Consider the following 22,279-nt stretch of genomic DNA (forward strand, 5'->3'; position numbering starts at 1 on the left):
CGGCACCTGACGGATCACGCTTCGTCGGGATAGATGCCGGCGGAAACGAGGCAAACAAAGGCCGTCGCCTTCAAGACACACTCCACCGAAGACAGCACGAACCCCACCGGGAACATCCGATATTCGGCAGGCAACCCGAACGCCACCGCCATCAGACCGACCGTGCAAAGAACCGCGAAGGCGATGCGCGCCACCCGGTTGCCGGCCAGAACGAAGGCCACCAGCGCGACCCACAGCAGCTTTGCCGTGACGCAGGCCAGTGCGTTGCGGGCGGAGGTGCTGACCCAGATTTCAAACGGCGACTCGATGACCGACCAGACGGCGGTCGCAATGACCACCCAGCGCGTCCATCCTCCAAGGACGGCGGGTTCGGCGGGCGCCAGAGCGGTCGTGCGCCAGTCCGGCAGGTCGAGCCCGTCGGCGTCCCGCTGAAGTCTTGCATTGCTGCCGCTGATGTCATGGGTCGAATTGTCCAGATATCGCATAGTGGTTGCTCCGGTGAATTCAGGCATCGGCGCGGAACAGACCGCGAGGAACGCGGCGCCCCTCCCCCGCGTCGACTTCTCGCGGCCCCGCCGGTTGAACCCATTGTGTGTCGAGGCGATCGGCCAATCTTTCCAGATCGACTGCGAGCTTTCGAAAATGCACGGCGCGTCCATGGCGCCATCGGACGCACGGCGCATCCGGCGTGCGTTCGACGGCGTGCGTCGACGGCGTGCGAATCCGAAACGGACGGGCATTTCAACAAGAGGCGGCGTCGACGGCAGCCCATGCTTTCACCCTAAGTTCCTCAACGAAACATTAGGGAAACGCCCATGGCCAACAAAAAAACCGTCCGCATTTACAGCGAACCCGCCGGAGGCTGGGGTGCGCTGAAGGCAACCGGCGAGGCGCTCGCGCTGCAAGGCGTGGCCGTCTCCGGCGCCAAGACGCTTCTGCGGATGAACCAGCCGGAAGGCTTCGACTGTCCGGGCTGCGCGTGGCCTGACGCGAAGCACACGTCGTCGTTCGAGTTCTGTGAGAACGGCGCCAAGGCGGTAGCGTGGGAAGCCACGGCCTATCGCTGTACGCCCGACTTCTTTGCCGCGCACAGCGTCTCCGAACTGACTGCCTGGGACGACTACGACCTGGAAATGGCCGGCCGTCTGACTCACCCGATGGCTTACGACGCCACCTCCGACCGTTATCTGCCGATCGAATGGGACGATGCCTTCGCGTTGATCGCGAAACATCTGAACGGTCTCGACAGCCCCGATCAGGCGGATTTCTATACCTCGGGACGCGCGTCCAACGAAGCCGCATTTCTCTACCAGATCTTCGTGCGCGAGTTCGGCACCAACAACTTTCCCGACTGCTCGAACATGTGCCACGAGGCAACCAGCGTCGGCCTGCCGGAATCGATCGGCGTCGGCAAAGGCACGGTGCTGCTGGACGATTTCGAGGAAGCCGACGCGATTTTCATCTTCGGCCAGAATCCCGGCACCAACAGCCCGCGCATGATGAGCGATCTGCATAGCGCCTCGCGGCGCGGCGCGAAGATCGTGTCGTTCAATCCGTTTCGTGAACGGGCGCTGGAACGCTTCGCGTCGCCGCAAAATCCGGTGGAAATGGCTACCCTCGGCTTTACGCAGATCAGTTCGTTTCTCTACCAGGTCCGCGTCGGCGGCGACGTCGCGGTGCTCAAAGGCATGATGAAAGCGATCGTCGAAGCCGACGACGCCGCGCTCGCCGCCGACGCCCCCCGTGTGCTCGATGTCGCATTCATCGAAGGGCATACGCACGGCATAGGCGAACTGCTCGCCGATCTGCGCGCCACCAGTTGGGACGCAATCGTTCGCCAAAGCGGCCTGTCGCGCGGCGACATTCAAAATGCCGCCGATATCTACATGCAAGCGAAGAACGTGATTCTGGTCTACGGCATGGGGCTGACGCAGCATCATCGCGGTACGGAAAACGTCCAGCAGGTCGCCAATCTGGCGCTGCTGCGCGGCAATATCGGCCGGCCCGGCGCGGGCGTGTGCCCGGTACGCGGGCATTCGAACGTGCAGGGCAACCGGACCGTCGGCATCACGGAGAAGCCTTCGCCGGCACTGATTGACGGCGTTGAACGGGCCTTCGGCTTCCGGCCGCCGGCAACGCACGGCCACGACGTGATCGCCACGATCGACTCGATGATGCGTGGCGACGCCAAGGTATTCATGGCGCTCGGCGGCAATTTCGCGGCGGCCGTGCCGGACTGGATTCGCGTGCAGGCGGCGATTCGCAAGCTCGACCTGACGGTTCATATCGCGACCAAACTCAATCGCAGCCACCTCGTGCATGGCAAGGATGCGTTGATTCTGCCCTGTCTCGGGCGCACCGAGATCGATGTGCAGGCCGACGGTCCGCAATCGATCACCGTCGAAGATTCAATGTCGATGGTGCACGCCTCCGGCGGCCGCAACGAACCCGCCTCGCCCCATCTGAAGAGCGAACCGGCGATCGTCGCGGGCATTGCCCGCGCCACGCTGGGCCCCGACTCCCACGTCGAATGGGAACATCTCGTCGCAAGTTACGACCGTATCCGCGACAAGATCGAAATCGTCTATCCGATATTCCAGGCGTACAACGAGCGGATTCGCGTGCCGGGCGGCTTCCATCTCGCCTCGAGCGCACGCGAACGCGTGTGGACCACGCCGACCGGCCGCGCGAATTTTCTCGTCTTCAAAGGACTCGACGAAGACCCCGCGCATAACGACCCGGAAGCATTGTGGCTCACCACCATGCGCAGCCACGACCAGTACAACACCACGCTCTACTCGCATTCGGACCGTTACCGCGGCGTTTTCGGCCAGCGTGACGTCATCTTCATGAACTCCCGTGAACTCGAGAAGCGTGCCCTGCATCCGGGCGAACGCGTCGATGTGTACGCGCTCTCGGCCGATGGCATCGAGCGTGTAATCCGCAGCTTCAAGGTGATCGAATATTCGCTGCCGGACGGATGCTGCGGCGCTTACTACCCGGAGGCGAATCCGCTCGTGCCGCTCTATGCATTCGATCCGAAAAGTCGCACCCCCTCATACAAATCCGTACCGGTGAAGATCGCGCGCGCGGCGGCGGTCGGTCCCGACTCTACTCATCAGGCGGCCCTCGTCGGCAGCGCGGGAGCTCATCATGCATCTGAGTAACGTACTCGATCTGTCACGCGCCCAGTTCGCGATGACGGCCATTTTCCACATCATGTGGCCGATTCTGACGATCAGCCTGTCCGCGTTCCTGGTACTCGTCGAAGTACTGTGGCTGCGTACCGGCAAGGTCGGTTACTACCGGCACGCGCGCTTCTGGAGCAAGCTGCTGGTACTGAATTTCGCGGTCGGAGTAGTCAGCGGCATTCCGATGGAGTTTCAGTTCGGCACCAACTGGGCCGGCTTTTCACGCTACAGCGGCCAGTTCTTTGGCAATATTCTCGGCTTCGAAGGCGCGATGGCCTTCATGCTCGAAGCGGGCTTTATCGGCGTGATGCTGCTGGGCTGGGGACGGGTGCCGCGCGCCATGCATCTGTTCGCCACCTCCATGGTCGCGCTGGGTTCCAGCATCTCCGCATTCTGGATCATGGTCGCCAATTCGTGGATGCAAACGCCGGCCGGCGTGACGGTCGAGAACGGCAAGATTATCGTGACCGACTATGCTGCCGCGATCTTCAATCCGGATATGGTGTGGGGCGTCACGCACATGTGGGTTGCGGCGATCGAAACCGGCATGTTCGTGATCGCCGGCATTTCCGCGTGGAATCTGTTCAAGCGGCGCAATCCGGAATTCTTCGCGCGCTCGTTCAAGATCGCTTTACTGGTGCTCGTGTTCGTCGCGCCGCTCCAGATCTGGCTGGGCGATTCGAGCGGAGGCAGCGTGTTCGCGTCGCAACCGGCCAAAGGCGCCGCGATCGAAGGACACTGGATCACGAACAAGCCCGGCACCGCCGCGTCATGGTCGCTGCTTGCATGGCCGGACAAGCAGGCCCAGCGCAACGACTGGTCGATCGAAGTGCCCGGCATGTTGAGCGTGCTCGCCACCCATACGCTGGACGGCACGGTCAAGGGTCTCACCGACTTCCCCCCCGCCGACCAGCCGCCCATGCTGCCCTTGCTCTATTACGCATTCCGCGTAATGGCCGGCATCGGCTTCGCTTTCATGGTGCTCGCGTTCTGGACCGCTTACGTCCTGCGCAAGACACGCGGCAATCTCGAACAATTACTCGCGCAACGCAAACTTCTGCTCGCATGGGTGCTGTGCATTCCGCTGCCCTATGTGGCTGTCGAAGCCGGCTGGATTGTGCGCGAGGTGGGACGTCAGCCGTGGGTTGTCTACGGGTTGCTGCGTACGAAAGACGCTGTGTCGACGGTGGCCGCGTCGTCGGTGACGCTGAGCATGGCGATGTTCTTTGCTTTCTACGTGGTGCTGCTCGGCACATTCTTCGTGCTCGCGCGCAACTGGCTGCGCGCCGGCCCCGACCTCACATTGAATCCGCCCGCGCCGCTCGAAGCTGAGCGCGCGGCCGCTGTCTCCGAGTACTGAATCATTCCCATTGCGAGGAAGTCCCATGGATAACACAACTCACACGATGCTCGCCATCACCTGGTTCGGCCTGATCGGCCTTATGCTGGTGTTTTATGTCGTCACCGACGGCTTCGATCTCGGCATCGGCATACTCAGCCTGCTGCGCAAACGTCGTGAGGATCACGACGTCATGGTGCAGACGATCGGCCACGTCTGGGACGCTAACGAAACATGGCTCGTCGTGCTTGGCGGCGCCTTGTTCGGCGCCTTTCCCGATGCGTATGCGTTACTCTTGCAGGATCTGTACCTGCCGGTGATGCTTCTGATTGCGGGGTTGATCATGCGAGGCGCCGCCATCGAGTTTCGTCATAGCGTGTCGCATGGTGTGCTCTGGGACAAGGTGTTTGGAATAGGCAGCCTCGTCGCGGCGATCGCCCAAGGCGTGATACTCGGCAAGGTGCTTACGGGCCTGGCTCCCGGCGAGTTGAGCGGCGTGTTCGTCGCCGTCTCGGCGGTCGGCGTGGTGGCGGGTTATTCGTTGCTCGGCTCGACTTATCTGGTCAAGAGGACGGTCGGTACGCTCGAACAATGGTCGCGGCGTCTCGCTTTGCTGAGCGCGTTTGTCACCGTGGCCGCGGCGGTGGTGCTGACCGCCGCCACGTGGTTTATTAGCGCCGTGGGGCACGAGCGCTGGACTCAACCCGGGGTGTTTCATTTGCTTATTGCTTTAGGTGTGGCGGCTGGGTTGGCTTTTGCTTACATCATGGGGGCGTTGTATCTCGGGAGTTCCAGCGGACCATTTCGGGCGTCTGTTGCCCTGTTTTTTCTGTCGTTTGCCGGGCTTGCAGTTAGCCTCTTTCCGGATTTTGTGCCGGGGAAACTCGGTATCGTGGAGTCGGCGTCGGATACGTCGACGCTGGCGTTCATGTTGATCGGGATTGGGGTTATCTTTCCTGTGATGATCGGGTACAACTTGTATCAGTATTATATTTTTCGGGGGAAGGTGATGGGGAATGGGGTCCGGGCTGGGGAGTGATGGTTTGTGCCCTGCCTCCGCGGGCCTTGTTTTGCGGTTATTTTTTTGTCGGTGTGCTTACATTTGTTGGCGGTGTATTGCAGACCAAGGCCGAGAGCAAAAAACCCCCGAACCTCACTCCTCAACAGCCGCATGCACCACACCCCGAAGAATCATAGCCCCGGCATTAAGCGGCGCCGGCCTGCAAGGCCTGGGCTTATAAATAGCATCACCCGGCCGAATAGCGCGCCCGCTCATCGCGCAGACACCGGCCGTTCTAGCGCGACTAGCGTGCCAAACCTGATCTCCATAAGAACAGCGCATCGAATCACGCCATACAATCGTCGCGGTCGATTGCGTAGGCCGATCGATCACATAAACCCGCACATCAAACCGCTCCCCCATCACCGGCAAGCGGCACCCCTTCCGCGCTGCGTGCGCCAACACCTTCACGGCAGCCGCTTCGCCAGCACTACCGCCAACATCGCCTGAAAGAGCGGACAACAACCCAAGGGTCTGCAGCCACGGGTCAGTAAAATCAGCTTTCGCCAGCATGATTGCACTCCTGTTTCAGATAACCTTGTTGATCATCGCGACAGCTTCGCCAAACACCGCAAATCCAAATGCCCTGTCAGGCATCCGGTCACGCTCGAGCTTCTCCCGATCCTCCTCCACCCCATCCGTACCGCCCTGCGACAGCCGGTACTCATTCGCCCATTCGGCGTCGGACTGCCGCAGGAATACTTCGCTTACAGCGAGAAACGCCTGAATCTGCTTAACGATCGACATTCGCTTTCACCCTCCAGCAATACGGTGTCTCGCCAACAAGGCGCTTGAACACCGTCGTAAAGTGGGCCTGCGACCGAAAACCGCAACTCAGTGCAACATCGAGCACGTTGTGTTTCGACGCAAGTAAAAGATGCTGTGCATGTTCTATCCGCCGCCGCAACAGGTACTCGTGCGGCCGCATGCCGGTCGCGCGACGGAACTGCGACGCGAAATGCATGCGGGTCAGACCCGTGCTGTTGGCAATATCGGCAAGTCCAATCGACTCGGAAAGGTGCGCGTCGACATATTCAATCGCGCGGCTCAGTCGCCACGACGGCAACGCACTCGCTTCACGCGCCTGCCGCTCAGCCACCGTGAAATGCCGCGCAATCACGCGCGAAACGATCGCAAGACTCACGCTGTCGGTAAAGACCTTGCCGAGCGCGGCGTCGTCAGATTGCGATACGGCGAGCGCCTGACCCAAGCGCTCCAGCGCCGGGTCGCGCACGAGCTTGGGGTTGTCGATGCGAATCTCGCCTGCATGCGGCCGGCCAAACATGTCCTCGAAACACTCGCCCAACACCTGCTGCGAGACGAACAGGTGCAGCACGTCGGCCGGCGACTCGAACACGGCGTTGCACGGCACATCCGGTGCCGTGATCTGCGCGACCCCCGCCGTCACCCGTCCGCGAACCAGCGTCTTGCCGGCATGAGCGAACGTCAGTGACGTGCACTTGAGATTCATCGCGATGCAATGGTGCGCAGCGCTACCCGGATTGACAACCTCCAGCGGTTGGGCCTCGTTACGGGTCCAACGCGCGGCGAGAATCCCGCCTCGCTGCGGCGTATCGGCATGGTCGCCACCAGGGCAGCGCCATTGACGCTCCTTGCCGATCGGGCTCACCCAACTCTTCCGGACGACCTCCGCCGCGGGGTCGGGATACAACGTCGACGAGCTGATCATGATCTGGTCATCCGGTTAGGTGGTGAGACAGTGCCGAACAAGTGCGGCGCTGCAGTGACTCCAAGGTATCGCATGGGAATTCGTCCAACTAGCCCTACATACGGTTGTCTGAAATGACCAATGGTTGGGTCGTTTCATATCCAGGTTTAGTCGCATCACAAAGCGCGCAGGCAGCGCTGCGCCGCGCCCGGACTTGACGAGCGCCGACGCTTGTCGGAACGAACGGGAGCTGCCGTGCTTCTTTAGCTCTCAGCGTTGAACGACCTATACCTGCGTATAGATTCGATAGCTGCCGGGTACGGCGACGCAGTACGCAAGCCGCGTAGCATCGCGCGCCGTGAGTCAGACGCGCGAATTACGCGCCTGTGTCGTCATGCCTTGCGGCGGCTTGATGCCGAGCGCTTCTGCCTTCAGTACGAAGTCGGCAAGCGAGCGCGCGCCCATCTTGCGCATCGCCTGCCCGCGATGAATCTTGACGGTGATTTCGCTAAGGTTCATTTCACCCGCAATCTGCTTGTTCATCAGACCGGAAGCGACAAAGGCCATGACTTCGCGCTCGCGCGCCGTCAGCGAATCGTAGCAACGCCGCAGATCCGCCACGGAGCGGCAGGCCTCGCGGCGCTCCTCGTCACTCGCCAGGGCATTCGCAACGGCGTCCAGCATGTCCTGATCGCGAAACGGTTTGGCCAGAAAATCCTTGGCGCCGGCTTTCATGGCCTTGACCGTCATGGCGATGTCGCCATGCGCGGTCATGAACACGATCGGTAAGCCTAACTGGCTCGCCGAGATCTGTTCCTGCACCGCGAGTCCGCTCTGGCCTTTAAGGCGGACATCGAGAATCAGACAGCTCGGCACGTCCGGCATGTCGAAGGCGAGGAATTCCTGCGCAGACCCGAAGGTTTCCACATTCAGGCCGACCGAGCGCAGCAAATTGCGGACGGCGTCGCGCATCGATTCGTCATCGTCCACGACATACACCATGGTGTTGCTCGCACTGTTATCCGTGTCCATGTCCATTTCGTTGTGCCCATTACTGCTCATGACACCTCCCTTCATCAACGGGCAGGATGAACTGCAATACGGCGCCGCCCGCTTGCGGCGATTCGGCCCAGATGCGGCCGCCGTGCGCTTCGACGATCGAACGGCAGATCGACAATCCCATACCCATTCCCTCAGCTTTTGTCGTAAAGAAAGGATTGAACAGACTCCCGGCGCTTTCCTGGCTAATACCCGTACCAAAGTCCTGCACGATCACCTGGGCCTGCCCGTCGTCGAACGGGCGCGTCGTGACCGTGAGCTTGCGCGGTCCGGCGACCTCGGCCATGGCCTGCACGCTGTTCAAAATCAGGTTGATCATGACCTGCTGCAACTGCACGCGATCGCAGCACGCCGTGAGCGACCGCCCCGCAAGATCGACGCGCAATTCGATACGATGGCGCTGGAGTTCGGCCCGCACAAGCTCGATCGATTCGCTGACGATCGCATTCACATCCACGATCGACGGTAGCCGGTCGCGCCGTTTCGCCACTGCGCGGATGCGCTGGATCACCTCGTCGGCGCGCTTCGCGTCGCGAATCATCTGCGCGACCGACTGCGCCGCTTCATTGAGTTCCGGTGTGGGACGGTTCAGCCAGCGCAACGCGGCGCCGCCACACGTCAGGATCGCGGCGATCGGCTGCGTGACTTCGTGCGCAATGGAGGCCGCCAGCTCGCCGAGCATGGTAATTCGCGTAACGTGGGCGAGTTCGTCGTTGGAACGCGCCAGCGCTTCCTGCGCGCGCTTGGTCTCGGTGACATCCATCAGTGCGCCGACATACTCGCGCTCGCCCGCCTGGGTCGTCGTGAGATGGGCGACGTAATGCACGTGCTTGACGCTGCCGTCGGGCATCGCGAGCCGGTGTTCGACATCGACCTGCGGCACGCCGGCCGCTGCCTGTTCAAACGCGCCACGCACACGCACGCGATCGTCGGGATGGGTGCGTGCGAGGATGGCCTCGACCGATGGCACGGTCTGCCGCGCGTAATCAAAAATGCGGTAAGCCTCGTCGGACCACCACATCTCGCCATCGGCAAACCGCAGCGCAATGCTGCCGGTGCGGCTCAGCCGCTGCGCGTGACGCAGGAAGGCCTCGCTGCGCTCGAGCGCCTGCTCCGCCCGCTTGCGCGCGGTGATGTCATTGTTGGTCGCGAGCACCGCCCGCGGGCTGCCGTTCGCGTCGCGCCACAAGGCCGCGCGGCTCGAAATCACCACGGCGCGCCCGTCGTGCCGCACGCGCAGCAACTCGCCATGCCAGCGGCCCGTGCGCAACAGTTCGTCGAGGATCTGCTCGTAAGGGGCGGGAAACGACGTCTGCGTCATCTTTTGCAGCGGCTGGCCGAGCGCCTGCTGAGCGGTCCAGCCGTACAGCACCTCGGCGCCGCGACTCCAGAAGGTGATGCGGTCGTTCATATCGTGCACGACGATCGCATCGTGCGTGAGGTTGAGCAGTTCGACCTGCTCCTGCAAAGTCGCTGTCGCGGTCAGGTTTCTCAATGCAAGGATCGAGGTGGTGACGACCGCCAGCAGACTCACCACGCAACGCGCAACCGCGCCGCTGGAATAGGCGCCGTCGTGCGACAGCACAAAGCCAAGCAGCGTCAGCACAACGCAGCCCCACGCGGCGCCGAGCGTGGACGCACGGCTGCCCGTCGAAGCGACCAGCAGCACGACGACGACGTAAAAGACGGCGACCGCGATATCGAGCGGGGTAAACGCGTCGATTGCGAACACGACGAACGCGACGGCGGCGGCCAGCATCGACACGACATTGGTATCGATGCGGACCGTGGGGAGCGCGCGCCGGTGCGTATTCATGGCAGCCGGATCAACGCGCCGTCGCACGGCAACTGAACGAAGCGGAAGGGTTAAGCGTGGACATGGCTTTCGAAGCGGGCATGCGTTGGCGGATACCGGCAGCCTGTCCGTCAGGATGACAGCCAGCAGGGCTGTCAAGGCACATGACACTCAGACCTACCGGCGAGCGATAGCTTTCAATCTGGATGTGATCATGCGCGAGCCCGCTTCAACGGCGGTACTTATTTTTCCTTAAACCTTCCAAAATGCTTCTCGGGCGCGACCCCATTTTCAGGCTGGGAGGCCCGTCTGACGGGAGTCTCAGGCGATGCGCCGAGTCTGCTGCGCTGCCGCAATCCATCCCGCATGGCGGGAGCCGGGGAGCGTCAAGCCTGCGTGGCGCGCGTCCGCGCCGCGCAGGCGCGTGCCTCAGTGATGACCGAAGTCCTTACGGGCGATCGGCACCGTGCGAACCTTCGAGTACTGGAAGGCGGGAATGGCCTTGACCGCGTCGCGTGTGGCGCCGGCCCAGATCAGCTTGCCGTCCACATAGTCCAGTTGCGACAGCGGAATCGCTACGTCGTGCTGCGACACGCCGAGAAACTGGTGCGCCGCGACGATCCCGAACGACACCGCGTTGTCCGGGGCAATGATGATGTCGTGCAGCACGCCGACCTTCTCGCCGCTGTCGTTATAGATGCTTTTGCCCAACAGGCTTTTCTTGACGCTCCAGCCTTCAACGATCAGTTGCGTTTGCTCCACGCTCACGCCGATAGGCTGTTCGCCTGCCACCTGAGCGGTGGCCTGTTGGCACACTGCGCCGAACGCCGACGCCGCCAGAAATACGAGTGCCCATTTTGCCTTCATGATGATTTCTCCACGAGATGCACTAATTAAAAAAGATGAATCGCGACACGGTGACGGCATCTGCGATGCCGCTTACCCGGCTCGCGCCAGGCATCACTATTAACCTGTTGCGCCCGCGCCGTTTTCGAATTCGCACGGTGGCAAAGCGCCACGCGCGCAACCTGAGGCGCCACGTTCCGCCGTGAGATCAATCGCCGCGCCGCGGGCGCAGCGTAACTGTGCAGGTCATGCCCATCGCAAGCTTGACCCCGGCGGGGATCTGGTCGAGGTGAATCCGCACGGGCACACGCTGGGCGAGCCGCACCCATGTGAAGATCGGATTGACGTCCGCCAGCAGGTCGCCGTTGCTGGTCGGGTTGTCGCGATCGGCAATCCCGCTCGCCAGACTATCGACGTGCCCCTGAATGTCCTTGCCGCCTGACAGCAGCCGCACCACCGCCTGATCGCCGACATGCACGTGCGGCAACTTGGTCTCTTCGAAATAGCCGTAGACCCAGAACGAGTGCGAGTCGATCAGCGCCATGCGCGCGACGCCAGCGGTCGCGAAATCGCCGGGATAGAGGTTCAGATTGGTGATATAGCCGTCCGACGGCGCGCGCACTTCGCTGCGCGTCAGATTGAGCAGCGCCGTCTGCTGCGCCACCACGGCCGCCTTGTACATGGCCTCTGCCGCGCTATACGCGGCGACATCAGCGGCATAGGCGGCGCCGGACTGTCTCGCGAGCGAGGCCGAATCTTGCCGGCTTTCGTCCGAGATCACGTCCCCGGCCAGGTTGGCCCGGCGCGCCGCCTGCGCGCGCTTCATCGCGAAGCCGGACTCGCTACCCGCCATCTGCGCCTTGGCCTGCGCCATCTGCGCCTGAGCCCGCAGGACATCGGAGTCGGCCTGCGCGACCGCGTAGTGGAAGCGGGCGGGGTCGAGCACGAACAGAATGTCGCCTTTTCGCACCAGCTGGTTGTCCTTCACGCGCACTTCGCTGACCAGCCCCGAGACGTCGGTGGCGACCTGCACGACCTGCGCGCGCACGCGGCCGTCGCGGGTCCAGGGGGAGAACATATAGTCGACCCACAGCATGCGAACCAGCACGATCGCCACCACGAGTAGCGTGAGCGTGAACCCTGCGCGCAGGAAGGATTGCTTTTTCATCGTAAAGGTCCGGCGTGAGCAGTCAATGGATTCATGGGAGGCGTGCCGATCCGGATTCATTGCCACAGCAGCAACGAAGCACCGCTGAACAGGGTGGCGAACAGCGCAATCCGGACCAGGGCCGGATGCCAGGTGTAGCGATAGAAACCGAGCCTCGCCAGCACCAGATCGAGGACGACGAACACCAGCACGCAGCCGGCGAGAATCGGCAACAGCCCTGGCACGAGCAGCGACAGCAGATCAATTTCGCCCGGCATCGCCCGCTCCTTGCGACACCCGCTCGCCCGGCGCCGCCGCGAAGCCGCCGCCCAACTCCTTCATCAGCAACGCCCAGGCATCGAGTCGTTTGGCCTCGATTGCCGCGAGGCTTTCCTCCTGCTGCAACTGTTCGTTCTGTGCCGCCAGCACGTTGAGGAATTCAGTGATGCCGCTGCGATAACCCGAGTCGGCGAGCCGGAACGATTTGCGCGCCGAATCGAGCGTGTTTTCAACCGATGCCTGCTGTTGCTCGAGCGAGCGCAACGATACGACCTGCACAGCAACGGCCTGCATCGCATTCACCACACTCTGGTTGTACTGATCCACCGCCGCGTCGCGGGAGGCCACCGCCACGCCGTAATTGCCGCGCCGCCGTCCACCGTCGAAGATCGGCAGCGAGATCGCCGCGCCCACGCCGTGGCCCATGCCGTCGCTATTCACGAAGTTGAAGAAGCCCCCGAAAGTCGCGGCCGATCCCAGCGACGCGGTCGCCAGCAAATTGATGTCCGGGTAGAAATCGGCGTGCGCCGCGTCGATGCCTTTGTCGGCAGCGAGCACGCGCCAGCGGGCCGCCACCACATCCGCGCGATGCCCGATCAGCTCGGCCGGCAGCGACGCCGGCAGCACCACCGGCACGCTCAGCGCAAGGCTGGGCCGGCGCAGCGAATCGCCATAACCCGGCCCTTTGCCGGCGAGACCGGCGATGCTGATGCGTCCGAGCGCAAGCTGCTGCTGCGCCGCTTCTACTCGCGTCGTGCTCATGGCTAACTGGGTTCGCGCCTGGCTGACCTCGAGATTGCTGCCCACGCCCGCGCGCCAGCGGCGCGTCGCGATGTCGACGGTGCGCTGCTGTTCGCTCTGCACCGCGCGGTAGACGTCGAGCAATGCATATTGGAGCGACAACTGGACGTAGCTGCGCACCACGGCGGTCTGCAGCTCGACTTGCGCGAAGCGCGCGTCGGCGGCCGCCGCCTGCACATTGTCCAGCGCGCCCTTGCGAAGCGCGCGCGACTTGCCCCATAGATCGAGGTCATAGGACAGATCCGCCTCGACGCTGTTGCTCCATACGGTCGTGCCGCCCGGCGGCGCCGGAGTCGTGTAGCGCGCGTAGCGCCTGCGCTCGAAACTGCCGCCCGCATTCAGTTGAGGCAATTCGGCGGCGCCGGCGATCTGCGCCTGAAAGCGCGCTGCGTCCAGCCGCTCCTGCACGACGCGCAGACCCGGGTTGCCGTCGGTGGCGTCCTGCACCAGCGTGTCGAGTTGCGGATCGTTCCATTGATGCCACCAGTCGTCGGCCGGCCACTTCGCGTCGGCTTGGGTGACGCGCAACGCCGCGCCCGGGTCGAGTGTCGTGGGATCGATCATCGACGCTTGCGTGTGAATCCCGCCACTGTCGATACAAGCGGAGAGCAGCAGCGCACAGGCTAGCGCGGCTGCAACCGGGCGGCGCACCGCGAACGTGGGCAGTTCATGCGGTTTCATGCCCGAGTCTCCGCGCTTTGCCAGAGGGACAAGGTGTCGTCGCGCAGCGTCAATTCGGTGAAATGCAGCAGGGCCCGCATCCGGCAGCGCGTGAGCATGGTCGCATCGACCGTGATAGTGTGCGCGAGTGGCAATGTGTCCAGCGCCCGCCGCGTCGCGGCCAGCGCGCCTTCGGCGGCCTGTGGCGTCGCGGCGGCGAACACATCGGCAAGCGCCGCCAGCCACGTGCGCTGCACGTCCGGCCAGTTCGCCGGCAAGATATCGCCGAGCCGCTCGGTGTCGAGCCGCATCTGGATCATCGCGCGGCCAATCTCCAGCGCCGCGAACGCCCAGCCGATCAGATAGTTGCGATTCACGCGCGCATCGGCGGGCGCGGACGCAATCTGGATGATGAAATCACGCAAGCTCAACTCGACTGTAAAGAGCAGATCGTCGAGGTTGTCGTCGTACGCGCTGTCCGCCACCAACGCACGAATCTGCTTCAGGTATTGCGCGGAAATCCAGTCGCCCGCGCGTGGCGCAATGACTGAAAACGCGACCGCGGCCGCCGCAATGCCGAACAGCAACGCAAAACCGGTATCGAGGTACGCGCCAGGGTTATAGACGGTCGGATTCGACATGCCGACGATAAAACAGAAATAGATGCTGAACCCGAGCCCGAGAATCGCGGTCTTCGCAAACGTGTTCACGTAGCTGCCCACCATCACGAAGATGGCAATCGACGCGGCCAGCAGCACGAATCCGTCGAGCTTCGGCAGCACGAAAAAGTTGAACGCAAAACCGGCGAGCCAACCGGCGAGGCAACCGCAGAAAATCTGCCAGCTCGCGACGGCCGGATTCGGTACGAGCGCAAACAGCGCACTCGTGATCGCCACTGCGACGATCGCGCTCGATCCGCCGACCCAGCCCGATGCAAGCCACGCCGCGCCGACCAGCAACACGGCCACGGCGGCACGCGCGCCGGCAATGGTCGCGGCCGTGCGATTGGCCGTCGCCCGGGTTCTGCCAATGTGGGTAATCGCCTGAATCACCGACTGCGACCACGGCAGCCGATCCATCGTGCGTGCTTCAATGTAGCTTCTGCACAGCATGCGCAGATCGGCGATTGAAAAGAACAACGCGGAGCCGGTGGTCGCAACGAACTGGCGCTGATGCGGCCCCAGGTCCGACAGTGATTGCAGCAGCCGGCTCAGATGCGCGGGCAAGGCCTGCTCGAAAGCGTCGAGGCGGCTCGACACGATCTCGATCTGTTCGAGCGTGACCATTTCCAGCGGCGCCTCGTTCGGCACGATCGCAAGCAGGCCGCCGATCAGTTCATCGACCGCCGCGAGCGCCCGCGGATCGGCTTCCGCCGCCACCCGCGCCTTCAACTGATGCAGCGCGTGAATCCATGCGAGCGTGTCGAGAAAACTGCGGTCGAGCTCGAGAAAGACATGGTTGTGCAGGCGAATCGACGGGTCTTCGAACACCGCCCCGCTGCGCAGACTTTCCACCCCTGCGCGCTCGCGGATCAGGTCGAGAAACGTGTCGAAGCCGCCGACGGCGGTCGCACGGTCGAGCATTGCGTGAACCGCGTTCAACAGGTTCGTGAAGTTGCGCCGGCTCGACGCGTACAGCGCCGGCGTGACCCGCTGCGGAAAAATCACCGCGCTGACCACGCTCGCGCAGACCACACCGATCACCACTTCGCTCACGGTGAACACAACGTTGTCGAATACACCGTAGGGATTGGACCAGACCGGCATCGCCGTGATGGCGGTGCCGTACCCGGCCAGCACGAATCCATACGACTGAAAGTTGCGGTAGTACGACGCCCCGAATACGCACGCGCCGATCCATGCCGCTAACGCGATAAAGAACGGCAAGGGCTGTTGCGGAAAGAACGCAATGAGCAAAAGGCCCGCAAAGCTGCCGCACACCATGCCGAGGCCGCGATAGAACCCGCGCGCGATCACCATGCCGCTTTGCTGATGCATCATCACGATGACGCACGACACCATCGCTGTGGCGGGCGTGCGAAGCTCGAGGCGCATGCACAGTCCCATCGCCAGCGTCATCGCCATGGCGACCTTGGCGATATGCAGGAACCGCGGGCCGTCGTCTTTCCAGTAGGCCTTCAGCTCGTCCCGCCATCGTGGCAGGACCGTGCTGCCGGCATCCGCTTGCAAGGTCATAGGGCACTCGTCAATCGCTGATGGTCCATGCAATGCCGGTCATGCAGGGCGTGGAGCCTTGCGAACGCCGCTGTGCATACGGTGTGTAGTGTGTGGCACACGGGATGGGCGGTTTTGCGCAATCGCACGCTTTTTGCGCATACGCTGGACGGTGTGCATGCAATACGTGAGATGGCCCGCGATGGCTGCTTGAGGCGGCGCCCGGGATCCCGGGCGCCGTGCCGCGAACTCGCGCGCGTGCGACTAGCGCAGGTTAGTGCGCGCCAGTTCGACGATCTCGTCGCCGCGTCCATTCAGAATGGCGCGCATCATATAGAGGCTGAAGCCCTTCGCCTGGGCAAGTTCGATCGTGGGCGGCATTGCGAGCTCGTGTTTCGATGTGACCACGTCCACGAGCGCCGGCCCTGGATGGCCGAACGCCTGCTTCAACGCGCCCGCCACGTCTTCCGATTCTTCCACGCGAATGCTGAAAATGCCGGCGCCTTTCGCAATGGCTGCAAAGTCGGTTTTGCTGAGATCGACATTGGTATCGAGGTAACCACCCGCCTTCAATTCCATCGAGACAAAGCCGAGCAGGCTGTTGTTGAACACCACCACCTTGATCGGCAAATCGAGCTGCCTTGCCGTGAGCAGATCGCCGAGCAACATCGACAAGCCACCGTCGCCCGATAGCGACACGACCTGCCGGCCGGGATGTGCGCCTTGTGCACCCAGCGCCTGCGGCATCGCGTTGGCCATCGACCCGTGATTGAACGAGCCATGCAACTGACGCTTGCCGTTCATCGTCAGATAGCGCGCGGCCCAGACGGTCGGCGTGCCGACGTCGGCAGTGAAGATCGCGTCGTCGCCGGCGGCTTCGTCGATCATCTTTGCCAGATACTGCGGGTGGATCGGTCGGCCCGGACCGGCCGGCGTAGCCAGATCGTCGAGGCCCTGGCGGGCAGACGCATAGTGCTTGCGCGCGTTGTCGATGAAACCGCGGTCCGTCTTGCGCTGCAGCCTGGGCAGCGTCGCGGCGATGGTTTCCTTCACCGTGCCGACGAGGCCGAGCGACAGGGGCGCGCGATGGCCGAGTTGCGAGCCCTTCCAGTCGATCTGGATGATCTTTGCGTCGGCCGGATAGAACGGGCGATAGGGGAAGTCGCAGCCGAGCAACAGCAGGGTGTCGCAGGACATCATGGCGTGATAGCCCGAGCTGAAGCCGATCAGCCCGGTCATGCCGACGTCGTACGGATTGTCGTACTCGATGAACTGCTTGCCGCGCAGCGCGTGGACCACCGGTGCGCCGAGCGTATCGGCGAGCGCCACCACTTCGTCGTGTGCGCCTTGCGTGCCGCTGCCGCACATGATGGTGACCGCGTCGGAGTCATTCAGCAGCGCGGCGAGGCGATCGAGATCCGCCTCGGCAGGCAGAATCCGCGGCGGCATGCTTTCCGTCCAGGACGGTATTTCGGCGGGGCCTTCGCTCAGCGCCACATCGCCCGGCAACACGATCACCGCCACGCCGCGCTCCTCGACAGCGGTGCGCATCGCGCGCGCCAGCACGCGCGGAAACTGCGCCGCGGAGGACACCACCTCCACGTAATGACTGCATTCCTTGAACAATTCCTGCGGGTGCGTTTCCTGAAAGTAGCCCAGACCGATTTCGGTCGACGGAATGTGCGCGGCGATGGCAAGCACCGGCTGATGATTGCGATGACAATCGAAGAGGCCGTTGATCAGATGCAGGTTGCCAGGACCGCAGCTGCCGGCGCAGACGGCGAGACGTCCGGTCGAGGCCGCGTCCGCACCGGCGGCAAAGGCGGCCGCTTCCTCGTGGCGGGTATGCATCCAGCGGATCGAGCCGAGTTGATCAAGGCTGTAGGCCAATCCATTCAAACTATCTCCCGTCACGCCCCAGATCCGTTCAACGCCCGCGGCGGCGAGTGTGGCGGCGAGATAGGCGGCAATGGTAGTACTGGCCATGCTTGACTCCTTTTCACGGTAGAGGGGGCTCGGCCGGGCGTTAAAAACCACGACCGCGGCCGCGAAGCCGGCACATACAGGGGCGCCGGTATGCCACGTCTACCAAGCTAGGGGATCGGCGGAAAAAAGTCCTGAATTCAGTCTGAAAACAGCTGAATCGAACTGGCCCAAGGCGATCGGCAATGCTGCAACGTACGCGTTTTCATCGATACGTGGTGGCGCACGGCGGGGATTCCAGTATCCTGATGGTCCGCCTCAAATCCGGCCGTGTGACATGAATCTCTCTTTTGAAGTCCTGCAGGTCCTCGACGCGATCGATCGGACAGGCACCTTTGCGAGCGCGGCGGAAACGCTGCACAAAGTCCCGTCGTCGTTGACCTATCTGGTGCAGAAACTGGAGCTCGATCTCGGCGTGAAACTGTTCGACCGCAGCGGCCGCCGGGCAATTCTCACGCATGCCGGGCGCGTGGTCGTCGAGGAAGGACGCCGCCTTCTGGAGGCGGCGGAAGACCTCGAATGCAAGGCAAAGAGGATCCAGCATGGCTGGGAATCCGACCTGCATGTCGCCATCGACGAGATCATTCCATTCGACCTGCTATGGGATCACGTCGGCGCGTTCTACAAGTTGAAGCTGGAGACCCGGCTGCATCTGTCGAAAGAAGTCCTGGGCGGCTCGTGGGATGCGCTCCTGACGCGCCGCGCGGATCTCGTCGTCGGCGCGGCGGGCGATCCGCCGCCGATTCCCAATCTGATTGCCAAGCCGATCGGCTCACTGCGCCACGTGTTCGTGGTGGCGCCGCATCATCCGCTTGCGTCAATGCCGGAGCCGCTGACGCAGGATATCGTCGCGCGCCATCGGGTAGTCGCGATCGGCGACACGTCGCGCAAGCTCGCGCCGCGCACAATCGCGATTGCCGCGAATCAGGAAGTCATGACGGTCCCAACGCTCGAAGCGAAGCTCGCCGCGCAAATCAGAGGTCTCGCCGCGGGCACGATTCCGGAATGCCTCGCCGCCGAGCCGTTGGTGCGGGGGGAGCTGGTGCAAAAAGAAGTGCTCGGCATGCGCGACATCACGCATTTCTATCTGGCGTGGCGCGGTGATGAAACCGGCAAAGCGCTGCGCTGGTGGGTCGAACAGTTAGACCGGCCGGATCTGATCGACGAGGTTGTACAACAGAGGCTGCTGAACGGCTGAATGCCATTCAGCCGCGTTGCGCGACTTTTTGAGGCGGCGCCTCAGAAGTATTCGCTGCCGCCGGCTGGCCAGCCGGGCGAATGCCCGACGCGGCGTAGGGGTGAGCGCTCGCCCGCGTCGCGATCTGCAACAGACGGGTGGCGGCGTCGAAATCGTCCCAGTCCAGACCTTCGGCGACTGCCGTGGTGGCAGGCCGTATCAGCCCAACAGCCTCCGCGCTCCGGCCTTGCGCATGCCAGAGGCTCCCCAGGCTGATCGCGGCGCGCAATTGCAGCGAGCGGCAGCCCCGCATCAGCGAATCCTCGAGCGCGGCAACAAAGCAAACCTCCGCGTCCCTAGCAACCGCGACCGACGGCGGCGCGCCGCCCTCCGCCATGAGCAGCAGCTCGCCATGAATGCGCCGCAACTCGCCGGCATACCAGTGGTCGCCGGTTTCATCGCACTGAGCCAGCGCGCGCACCACCGTGGCGATGCCCTGGTCCCGCTGACCCGAACGGCCGAGCGCGAGACCGTATTGCCCGGCGAGCATGGCGCGCGGCGCGCCGAATTCGAGCGACTCCAGATCGTCCAACGCGTTTCGGAAGGCGTTCAGGCGCTCTGCCGCGGCTTCCCCCATCGAATGCAGGTATTCGTCGAAACACCGGCAACAGGCTTGCGATACGCTAAGGCCGGCGCGCGCCGACACCTCCCCCAGCAAGGCGATCGCCTGAGCCGCGCGCTCGCGCTTGTCCGACAGCAGCATCAGCGGCACCAGCGCCTCGACCAGTACATAACACGTCACAATCGCCTGTTGCTGATCGCACGCGGCCATCACGCTGTCCTCGGCGAGCTGCAGCGCCTGATCGCGGAAGCCCTGCAACCAGAGCACCCGCGCAAGAGTCGCCTGGCCGACAATGCGCTGGTCGACGGACTGTCCGAGCGGCAAGCCATGCTGCAAGTCCTCGCTGTGCCGTAGCAGTTGTTCGAGCGACGCCCGCGCTTGCTGTTGATCGCCCGTGTAATGCGACGCGATCCCCAGCAGCCGGTGCGCGAGGATCGTGCCGCTCGCGTCGCCGACCTCGAGGGCGAGCAACTCGAAGCGTCGCGCGAATGCCAGCGCATTGCGCGCCGCGCCGGACGATTGGCTGCCATTCCACATGCCCCACAAGGCGCGGGCCTCGAACGCCCGGTCGCCCAGCCCGATCGCCGAAGCCAGAATCTCCGACCAGAGGCCGAGCGTTTCCCGATTCGGCCCGCTGACGTAAACGAGCGCCGCAGCAAGCGCCGCCTGCAGTTGCATGCGCACACGCAAATGGCGCGTCGAACGCGAGCCCTGATGGTTGGCAGCAACCGTGTCGAGCGCACGCCGCGCCCACGCGCAGCACTCTTCCACCAAAGACAGCTCATACAGAAGAAACACGACGTTGACCGCCAGCGCCTCACCGAGCACGTCGTCGCCCTTCGGCGTCAAGGCCCACGCCAGCGCCGCGCGCAGATCGTCGAGCAGGCCGCGCATCCGCCGATGCCAGCCGTCGCGCTGCTCGCCTTGCGGCTCGGCGCGGCCCTGCTCATCGCGCTCGAGCAGACCGAGGAAATATTGCGCATGACGCAGAGTAACGATGCGCCGCTCGCCGTTATCTTCGAGCTTCTGCATGGCGTAGGCGCGCGTGGTTTCCAACAGGCGATAGCTCGGCCGGCCGCTTGCAACGTGCGTCACCAGCAGCGATTTTTCGACCAGCCCCGATACCGCGGCGATCACATCGAGCTCACGCAATACGCGGTCGCCGACGACAGCGATGGCCGCGTCCATGGAGAAGCTATTGACGAAAATGGCAAGTCTGCGCAGCGTGGTGCGCTCGGCATCGTCAAGCATCGCGTGACTCCAGTCGAGCGTCGCCTTCAAGGTCTGATGGCGCGGCAAGGCCGTGCGATTGCCGCCGGTCAGCATGTTGAAGCGGTCGTCCAGATGGCCGGCGAGCGTTTCGATACCGAGTATGGCGGCGCGCGCGGCCGCCAGTTCGAGCGCCAACGGTATGCCGTCGAGACGGCGGCACACCATGCCGGTCAACCGGATGCTTCTGTCGTCGGACGAAAAACGGGCGTCGATCGCGCGTGCGCGCGACAGGAACAATTCGACGGCGCTACATTGCAGAACGTCTTGCCCCTGATCCTCCTGCGCAGGCACCTGGAGCGACGCGACCCAATACAGATGCTCGTTCGCAACCCGCAGCGGCTCGCGGCTGGTCGCGAGCACGCGGACCGCGGGGCCGACGCCGAGCAGCGTCTCGGCGAGCTCTGCCGCGGGCCCGAGCACATGCTCGCAGTTGTCGAGCACGAACAGCACGCGCCGTTCGCTGAGTTCTTTGCTGACGCGCGCGAGTGTCAGCGGTCCAAGGCCGGGGTTCACGCCCATGGAAGCTGCAAACGCCGTGAGAACACTGCTGGCGTCGGTGGTGGAGGCGAGCGGCACCAGATAGATACCGTCCGGAAAACGCGTCAACAAGCCACGCGCGACCTCCACCGCCAGCCGAGTCTTGCCGATGCCGCCCGAGCCGACCAGGGTCACATGGCGCGCGGCGGCAAGCGCCAACGAGACGTCGTCAAGCGCCTGGTCGCGACCGATCAGCGGGGAAAATTGAGCAGGCAGATTGTTCGGGACGCTTCGGCCATGCGGGGGCGCTTCTACCAACTCGTTGCGCTGGCCGGCTTCATCGGCAGCGCTCACCGTCGACACGCCCGGCACCAGCCGGTAACCGCGTCCGGACACCGTCTGTATGAGTCCGCGATTTTCGCCGAGCATCTTGCGAAGCGCCGACATATGCACTTGCAGATTGTTCTCTTCAACGAATGCATTCGGCCAGACCCGCTTGAGCAGGTCGCTCTTCGACACCAGCCCGCCTTTCGCCTCGATCAGCACCACGAGCATGTCGAATGCACGGCTGCCCAGTCGCACAGGCTCGCCGTCGAGAAACACTTCCCGACGGTCGATGTCCACGTGAAGCGGGCCAATGCGAATCATGCGGGATATCCTGTACGCAGCGATTTGAAGAGCAGTCAGCAGACACGGAAGCGCTTGAAAAAACCACCTGGCGTTGCGTC

The 22,279-nt window shown here is 63.4% G+C and carries 17 protein-coding genes; 4 read left to right on the plus strand and 13 right to left on the minus strand.

Annotated features, from left to right (window positions below):
• Nucleotides 1-14 precede the first annotated feature (14 nt).
• Nucleotides 15-659 carry a hypothetical protein gene (locus HWX91_RS13445; protein ID WP_244144065.1) on the minus strand — a complete coding sequence of 215 codons (645 nt, stop codon included), beginning with the start codon at nt 657-659 and terminating at the stop codon, nt 15-17.
• 156 nt (nt 660-815) lie between these two features.
• Between HWX91_RS13445 and HWX91_RS13450 the strand changes: the two genes are divergently transcribed.
• From HWX91_RS13450 to HWX91_RS13460, 3 genes are read left to right on the plus strand one after another with little or no spacing between them, the layout of a single operon-like run.
• Nucleotides 816-3,167: an FdhF/YdeP family oxidoreductase gene (locus tag HWX91_RS13450; protein ID WP_028194216.1), complete on the plus strand. Its 2,352-nt coding sequence runs from the start codon at nt 816-818 to the stop codon at nt 3,165-3,167.
• Nucleotides 3,154-4,551, plus strand: coding sequence for a cytochrome ubiquinol oxidase subunit I (locus HWX91_RS13455; protein ID WP_028194380.1), 1,398 nt, complete (start codon nt 3,154-3,156; stop codon nt 4,549-4,551). Before HWX91_RS13450 ends, HWX91_RS13455 begins: the two co-directional genes overlap by 14 nt.
• 25 nt (nt 4,552-4,576) lie before the next feature.
• Nucleotides 4,577-5,569: a cytochrome d ubiquinol oxidase subunit II gene (locus HWX91_RS13460; RefSeq protein WP_028194217.1), complete on the plus strand. Its 993-nt coding sequence runs from the start codon at nt 4,577-4,579 to the stop codon at nt 5,567-5,569.
• A 114-nt stretch (nt 5,570-5,683) separates the two neighbouring features.
• Here HWX91_RS13460 and HWX91_RS13465 read toward each other — a convergent pair whose 3' ends face one another.
• The 11 genes from HWX91_RS13465 to poxB all read right to left on the minus strand — a co-directional run bounded on the left by HWX91_RS13465 (nt 5,684) and on the right by poxB (nt 18,006).
• Nucleotides 5,684-6,103, minus strand: a complete 420-nt coding sequence (locus tag HWX91_RS13465) for a DUF3331 domain-containing protein (protein ID WP_028194218.1) — start codon at nt 6,101-6,103, stop codon at nt 5,684-5,686.
• A gap of 15 nt (nt 6,104-6,118) precedes the next feature.
• Nucleotides 6,119-6,337 carry a hypothetical protein gene (locus tag HWX91_RS13470; protein WP_028194219.1) on the minus strand — a complete coding sequence of 73 codons (219 nt, stop codon included), beginning with the start codon at nt 6,335-6,337 and terminating at the stop codon, nt 6,119-6,121.
• A complete protein-coding gene (locus tag HWX91_RS13475; protein WP_028194220.1) occupies nt 6,324-7,280 on the minus strand; it encodes a helix-turn-helix domain-containing protein in 957 nt (318 codons plus the stop codon). Before HWX91_RS13475 ends, HWX91_RS13470 begins: the two co-directional genes overlap by 14 nt.
• A 342-nt stretch (nt 7,281-7,622) precedes the next feature.
• Complete coding sequence (locus HWX91_RS13480) at nt 7,623-8,321, minus strand: response regulator transcription factor (RefSeq protein WP_102857526.1); 699 nt, start codon at nt 8,319-8,321, stop codon at nt 7,623-7,625.
• On the minus strand, nt 8,311-10,134 hold the full coding sequence (locus tag HWX91_RS13485) for a PAS domain-containing sensor histidine kinase (RefSeq protein WP_042273696.1): 1,824 nt from the start codon (nt 10,132-10,134) through the stop codon (nt 8,311-8,313). Before HWX91_RS13485 ends, HWX91_RS13480 begins: the two co-directional genes overlap by 11 nt.
• A 408-nt stretch (nt 10,135-10,542) precedes the next feature.
• Complete coding sequence (locus tag HWX91_RS13490; protein ID WP_028194223.1) at nt 10,543-10,980, minus strand: PRC-barrel domain-containing protein; 438 nt, start codon at nt 10,978-10,980, stop codon at nt 10,543-10,545.
• A gap of 187 nt (nt 10,981-11,167) precedes the next feature.
• The gene (locus HWX91_RS13495; RefSeq protein WP_028194224.1) at nt 11,168-12,127 is read right to left on the minus strand and encodes an HlyD family secretion protein; all 960 of its coding nucleotides are present in this window, start codon (nt 12,125-12,127) and stop codon (nt 11,168-11,170) included.
• A 56-nt stretch (nt 12,128-12,183) separates the two neighbouring features.
• Nucleotides 12,184-12,384, minus strand: a complete 201-nt coding sequence (locus HWX91_RS13500; protein ID WP_028194225.1) for a DUF1656 domain-containing protein — start codon at nt 12,382-12,384, stop codon at nt 12,184-12,186.
• Entirely contained in the window at nt 12,368-13,867 is a 1,500-nt protein-coding gene (locus HWX91_RS13505) for an efflux transporter outer membrane subunit (protein WP_028194226.1), read from the minus strand. The genes HWX91_RS13500 and HWX91_RS13505 overlap by 17 nt, the downstream gene beginning before the upstream one ends.
• Nucleotides 13,864-16,041 (minus strand): FUSC family protein, encoded by a 2,178-nt coding sequence (locus tag HWX91_RS13510; protein WP_028194227.1) that lies wholly within the window; start codon nt 16,039-16,041, stop codon nt 13,864-13,866. Before HWX91_RS13510 ends, HWX91_RS13505 begins: the two co-directional genes overlap by 4 nt.
• 243 nt (nt 16,042-16,284) lie before the next feature.
• Nucleotides 16,285-18,006, minus strand: coding sequence for a ubiquinone-dependent pyruvate dehydrogenase (gene poxB, locus HWX91_RS13515; RefSeq protein ID WP_028194228.1), 1,722 nt, complete (start codon nt 18,004-18,006; stop codon nt 16,285-16,287).
• A gap of 274 nt (nt 18,007-18,280) precedes the next feature.
• Here poxB and HWX91_RS13520 point away from each other — a divergent pair, with 274 nt between their 5' ends.
• Nucleotides 18,281-19,201 (plus strand): LysR family transcriptional regulator, encoded by a 921-nt coding sequence (locus HWX91_RS13520; protein ID WP_028194229.1) that lies wholly within the window; start codon nt 18,281-18,283, stop codon nt 19,199-19,201.
• Nucleotides 19,202-19,208: 7 nt separating this feature from the next.
• On the opposite strand, the gene HWX91_RS13525 is transcribed toward HWX91_RS13520, so the two are convergent.
• Nucleotides 19,209-22,199, minus strand: coding sequence for an ATP-binding protein (locus tag HWX91_RS13525; RefSeq protein WP_028194230.1), 2,991 nt, complete (start codon nt 22,197-22,199; stop codon nt 19,209-19,211).
• Nucleotides 22,200-22,279 lie beyond the last annotated feature (80 nt).

The organism is Paraburkholderia fungorum (assembly GCF_902833645.1).
GTDB classification, from domain to species: domain Bacteria; phylum Pseudomonadota; class Gammaproteobacteria; order Burkholderiales; family Burkholderiaceae; genus Paraburkholderia; species Paraburkholderia fungorum.

Excerpts from the sequence above, each read along its gene's own strand:
- HWX91_RS13445 (WP_244144065.1), bottom strand. The coding sequence starts at position 659 with ATGGACGCGCCGTGCATTTTCGAAAGCTCGCAGTCGATCTGGAAAGAT.
- HWX91_RS13450 (WP_028194216.1), top strand. The coding sequence starts at position 816 with ATGGCCAACAAAAAAACCGTCCGCATTTACAGCGAACCCGCCGGAGGC.
- HWX91_RS13455 (WP_028194380.1), top strand. The coding sequence starts at position 3,154 with ATGCATCTGAGTAACGTACTCGATCTGTCACGCGCCCAGTTCGCGATG.
- HWX91_RS13460 (WP_028194217.1), top strand. The coding sequence starts at position 4,577 with ATGGATAACACAACTCACACGATGCTCGCCATCACCTGGTTCGGCCTG.
- HWX91_RS13465 (WP_028194218.1), bottom strand. The coding sequence starts at position 6,103 with ATGCTGGCGAAAGCTGATTTTACTGACCCGTGGCTGCAGACCCTTGGG.
- HWX91_RS13470 (WP_028194219.1), bottom strand. The coding sequence starts at position 6,337 with ATGTCGATCGTTAAGCAGATTCAGGCGTTTCTCGCTGTAAGCGAAGTA.
- HWX91_RS13475 (WP_028194220.1), bottom strand. The coding sequence starts at position 7,280 with ATGATCAGCTCGTCGACGTTGTATCCCGACCCCGCGGCGGAGGTCGTC.
- HWX91_RS13480 (WP_102857526.1), bottom strand. The coding sequence starts at position 8,321 with ATGAGCAGTAATGGGCACAACGAAATGGACATGGACACGGATAACAGT.
- HWX91_RS13485 (WP_042273696.1), bottom strand. The coding sequence starts at position 10,134 with ATGAATACGCACCGGCGCGCGCTCCCCACGGTCCGCATCGATACCAAT.
- HWX91_RS13490 (WP_028194223.1), bottom strand. The coding sequence starts at position 10,980 with ATGAAGGCAAAATGGGCACTCGTATTTCTGGCGGCGTCGGCGTTCGGC.
- HWX91_RS13495 (WP_028194224.1), bottom strand. The coding sequence starts at position 12,127 with ATGAAAAAGCAATCCTTCCTGCGCGCAGGGTTCACGCTCACGCTACTC.
- HWX91_RS13500 (WP_028194225.1), bottom strand. The coding sequence starts at position 12,384 with ATGCCGGGCGAAATTGATCTGCTGTCGCTGCTCGTGCCAGGGCTGTTG.
- HWX91_RS13505 (WP_028194226.1), bottom strand. The coding sequence starts at position 13,867 with ATGAAACCGCATGAACTGCCCACGTTCGCGGTGCGCCGCCCGGTTGCA.
- HWX91_RS13510 (WP_028194227.1), bottom strand. The coding sequence starts at position 16,041 with ATGACCTTGCAAGCGGATGCCGGCAGCACGGTCCTGCCACGATGGCGG.
- poxB (WP_028194228.1), bottom strand. The coding sequence starts at position 18,006 with ATGGCCAGTACTACCATTGCCGCCTATCTCGCCGCCACACTCGCCGCC.
- HWX91_RS13520 (WP_028194229.1), top strand. The coding sequence starts at position 18,281 with ATGAATCTCTCTTTTGAAGTCCTGCAGGTCCTCGACGCGATCGATCGG.
- HWX91_RS13525 (WP_028194230.1), bottom strand. The coding sequence starts at position 22,199 with ATGATTCGCATTGGCCCGCTTCACGTGGACATCGACCGTCGGGAAGTG.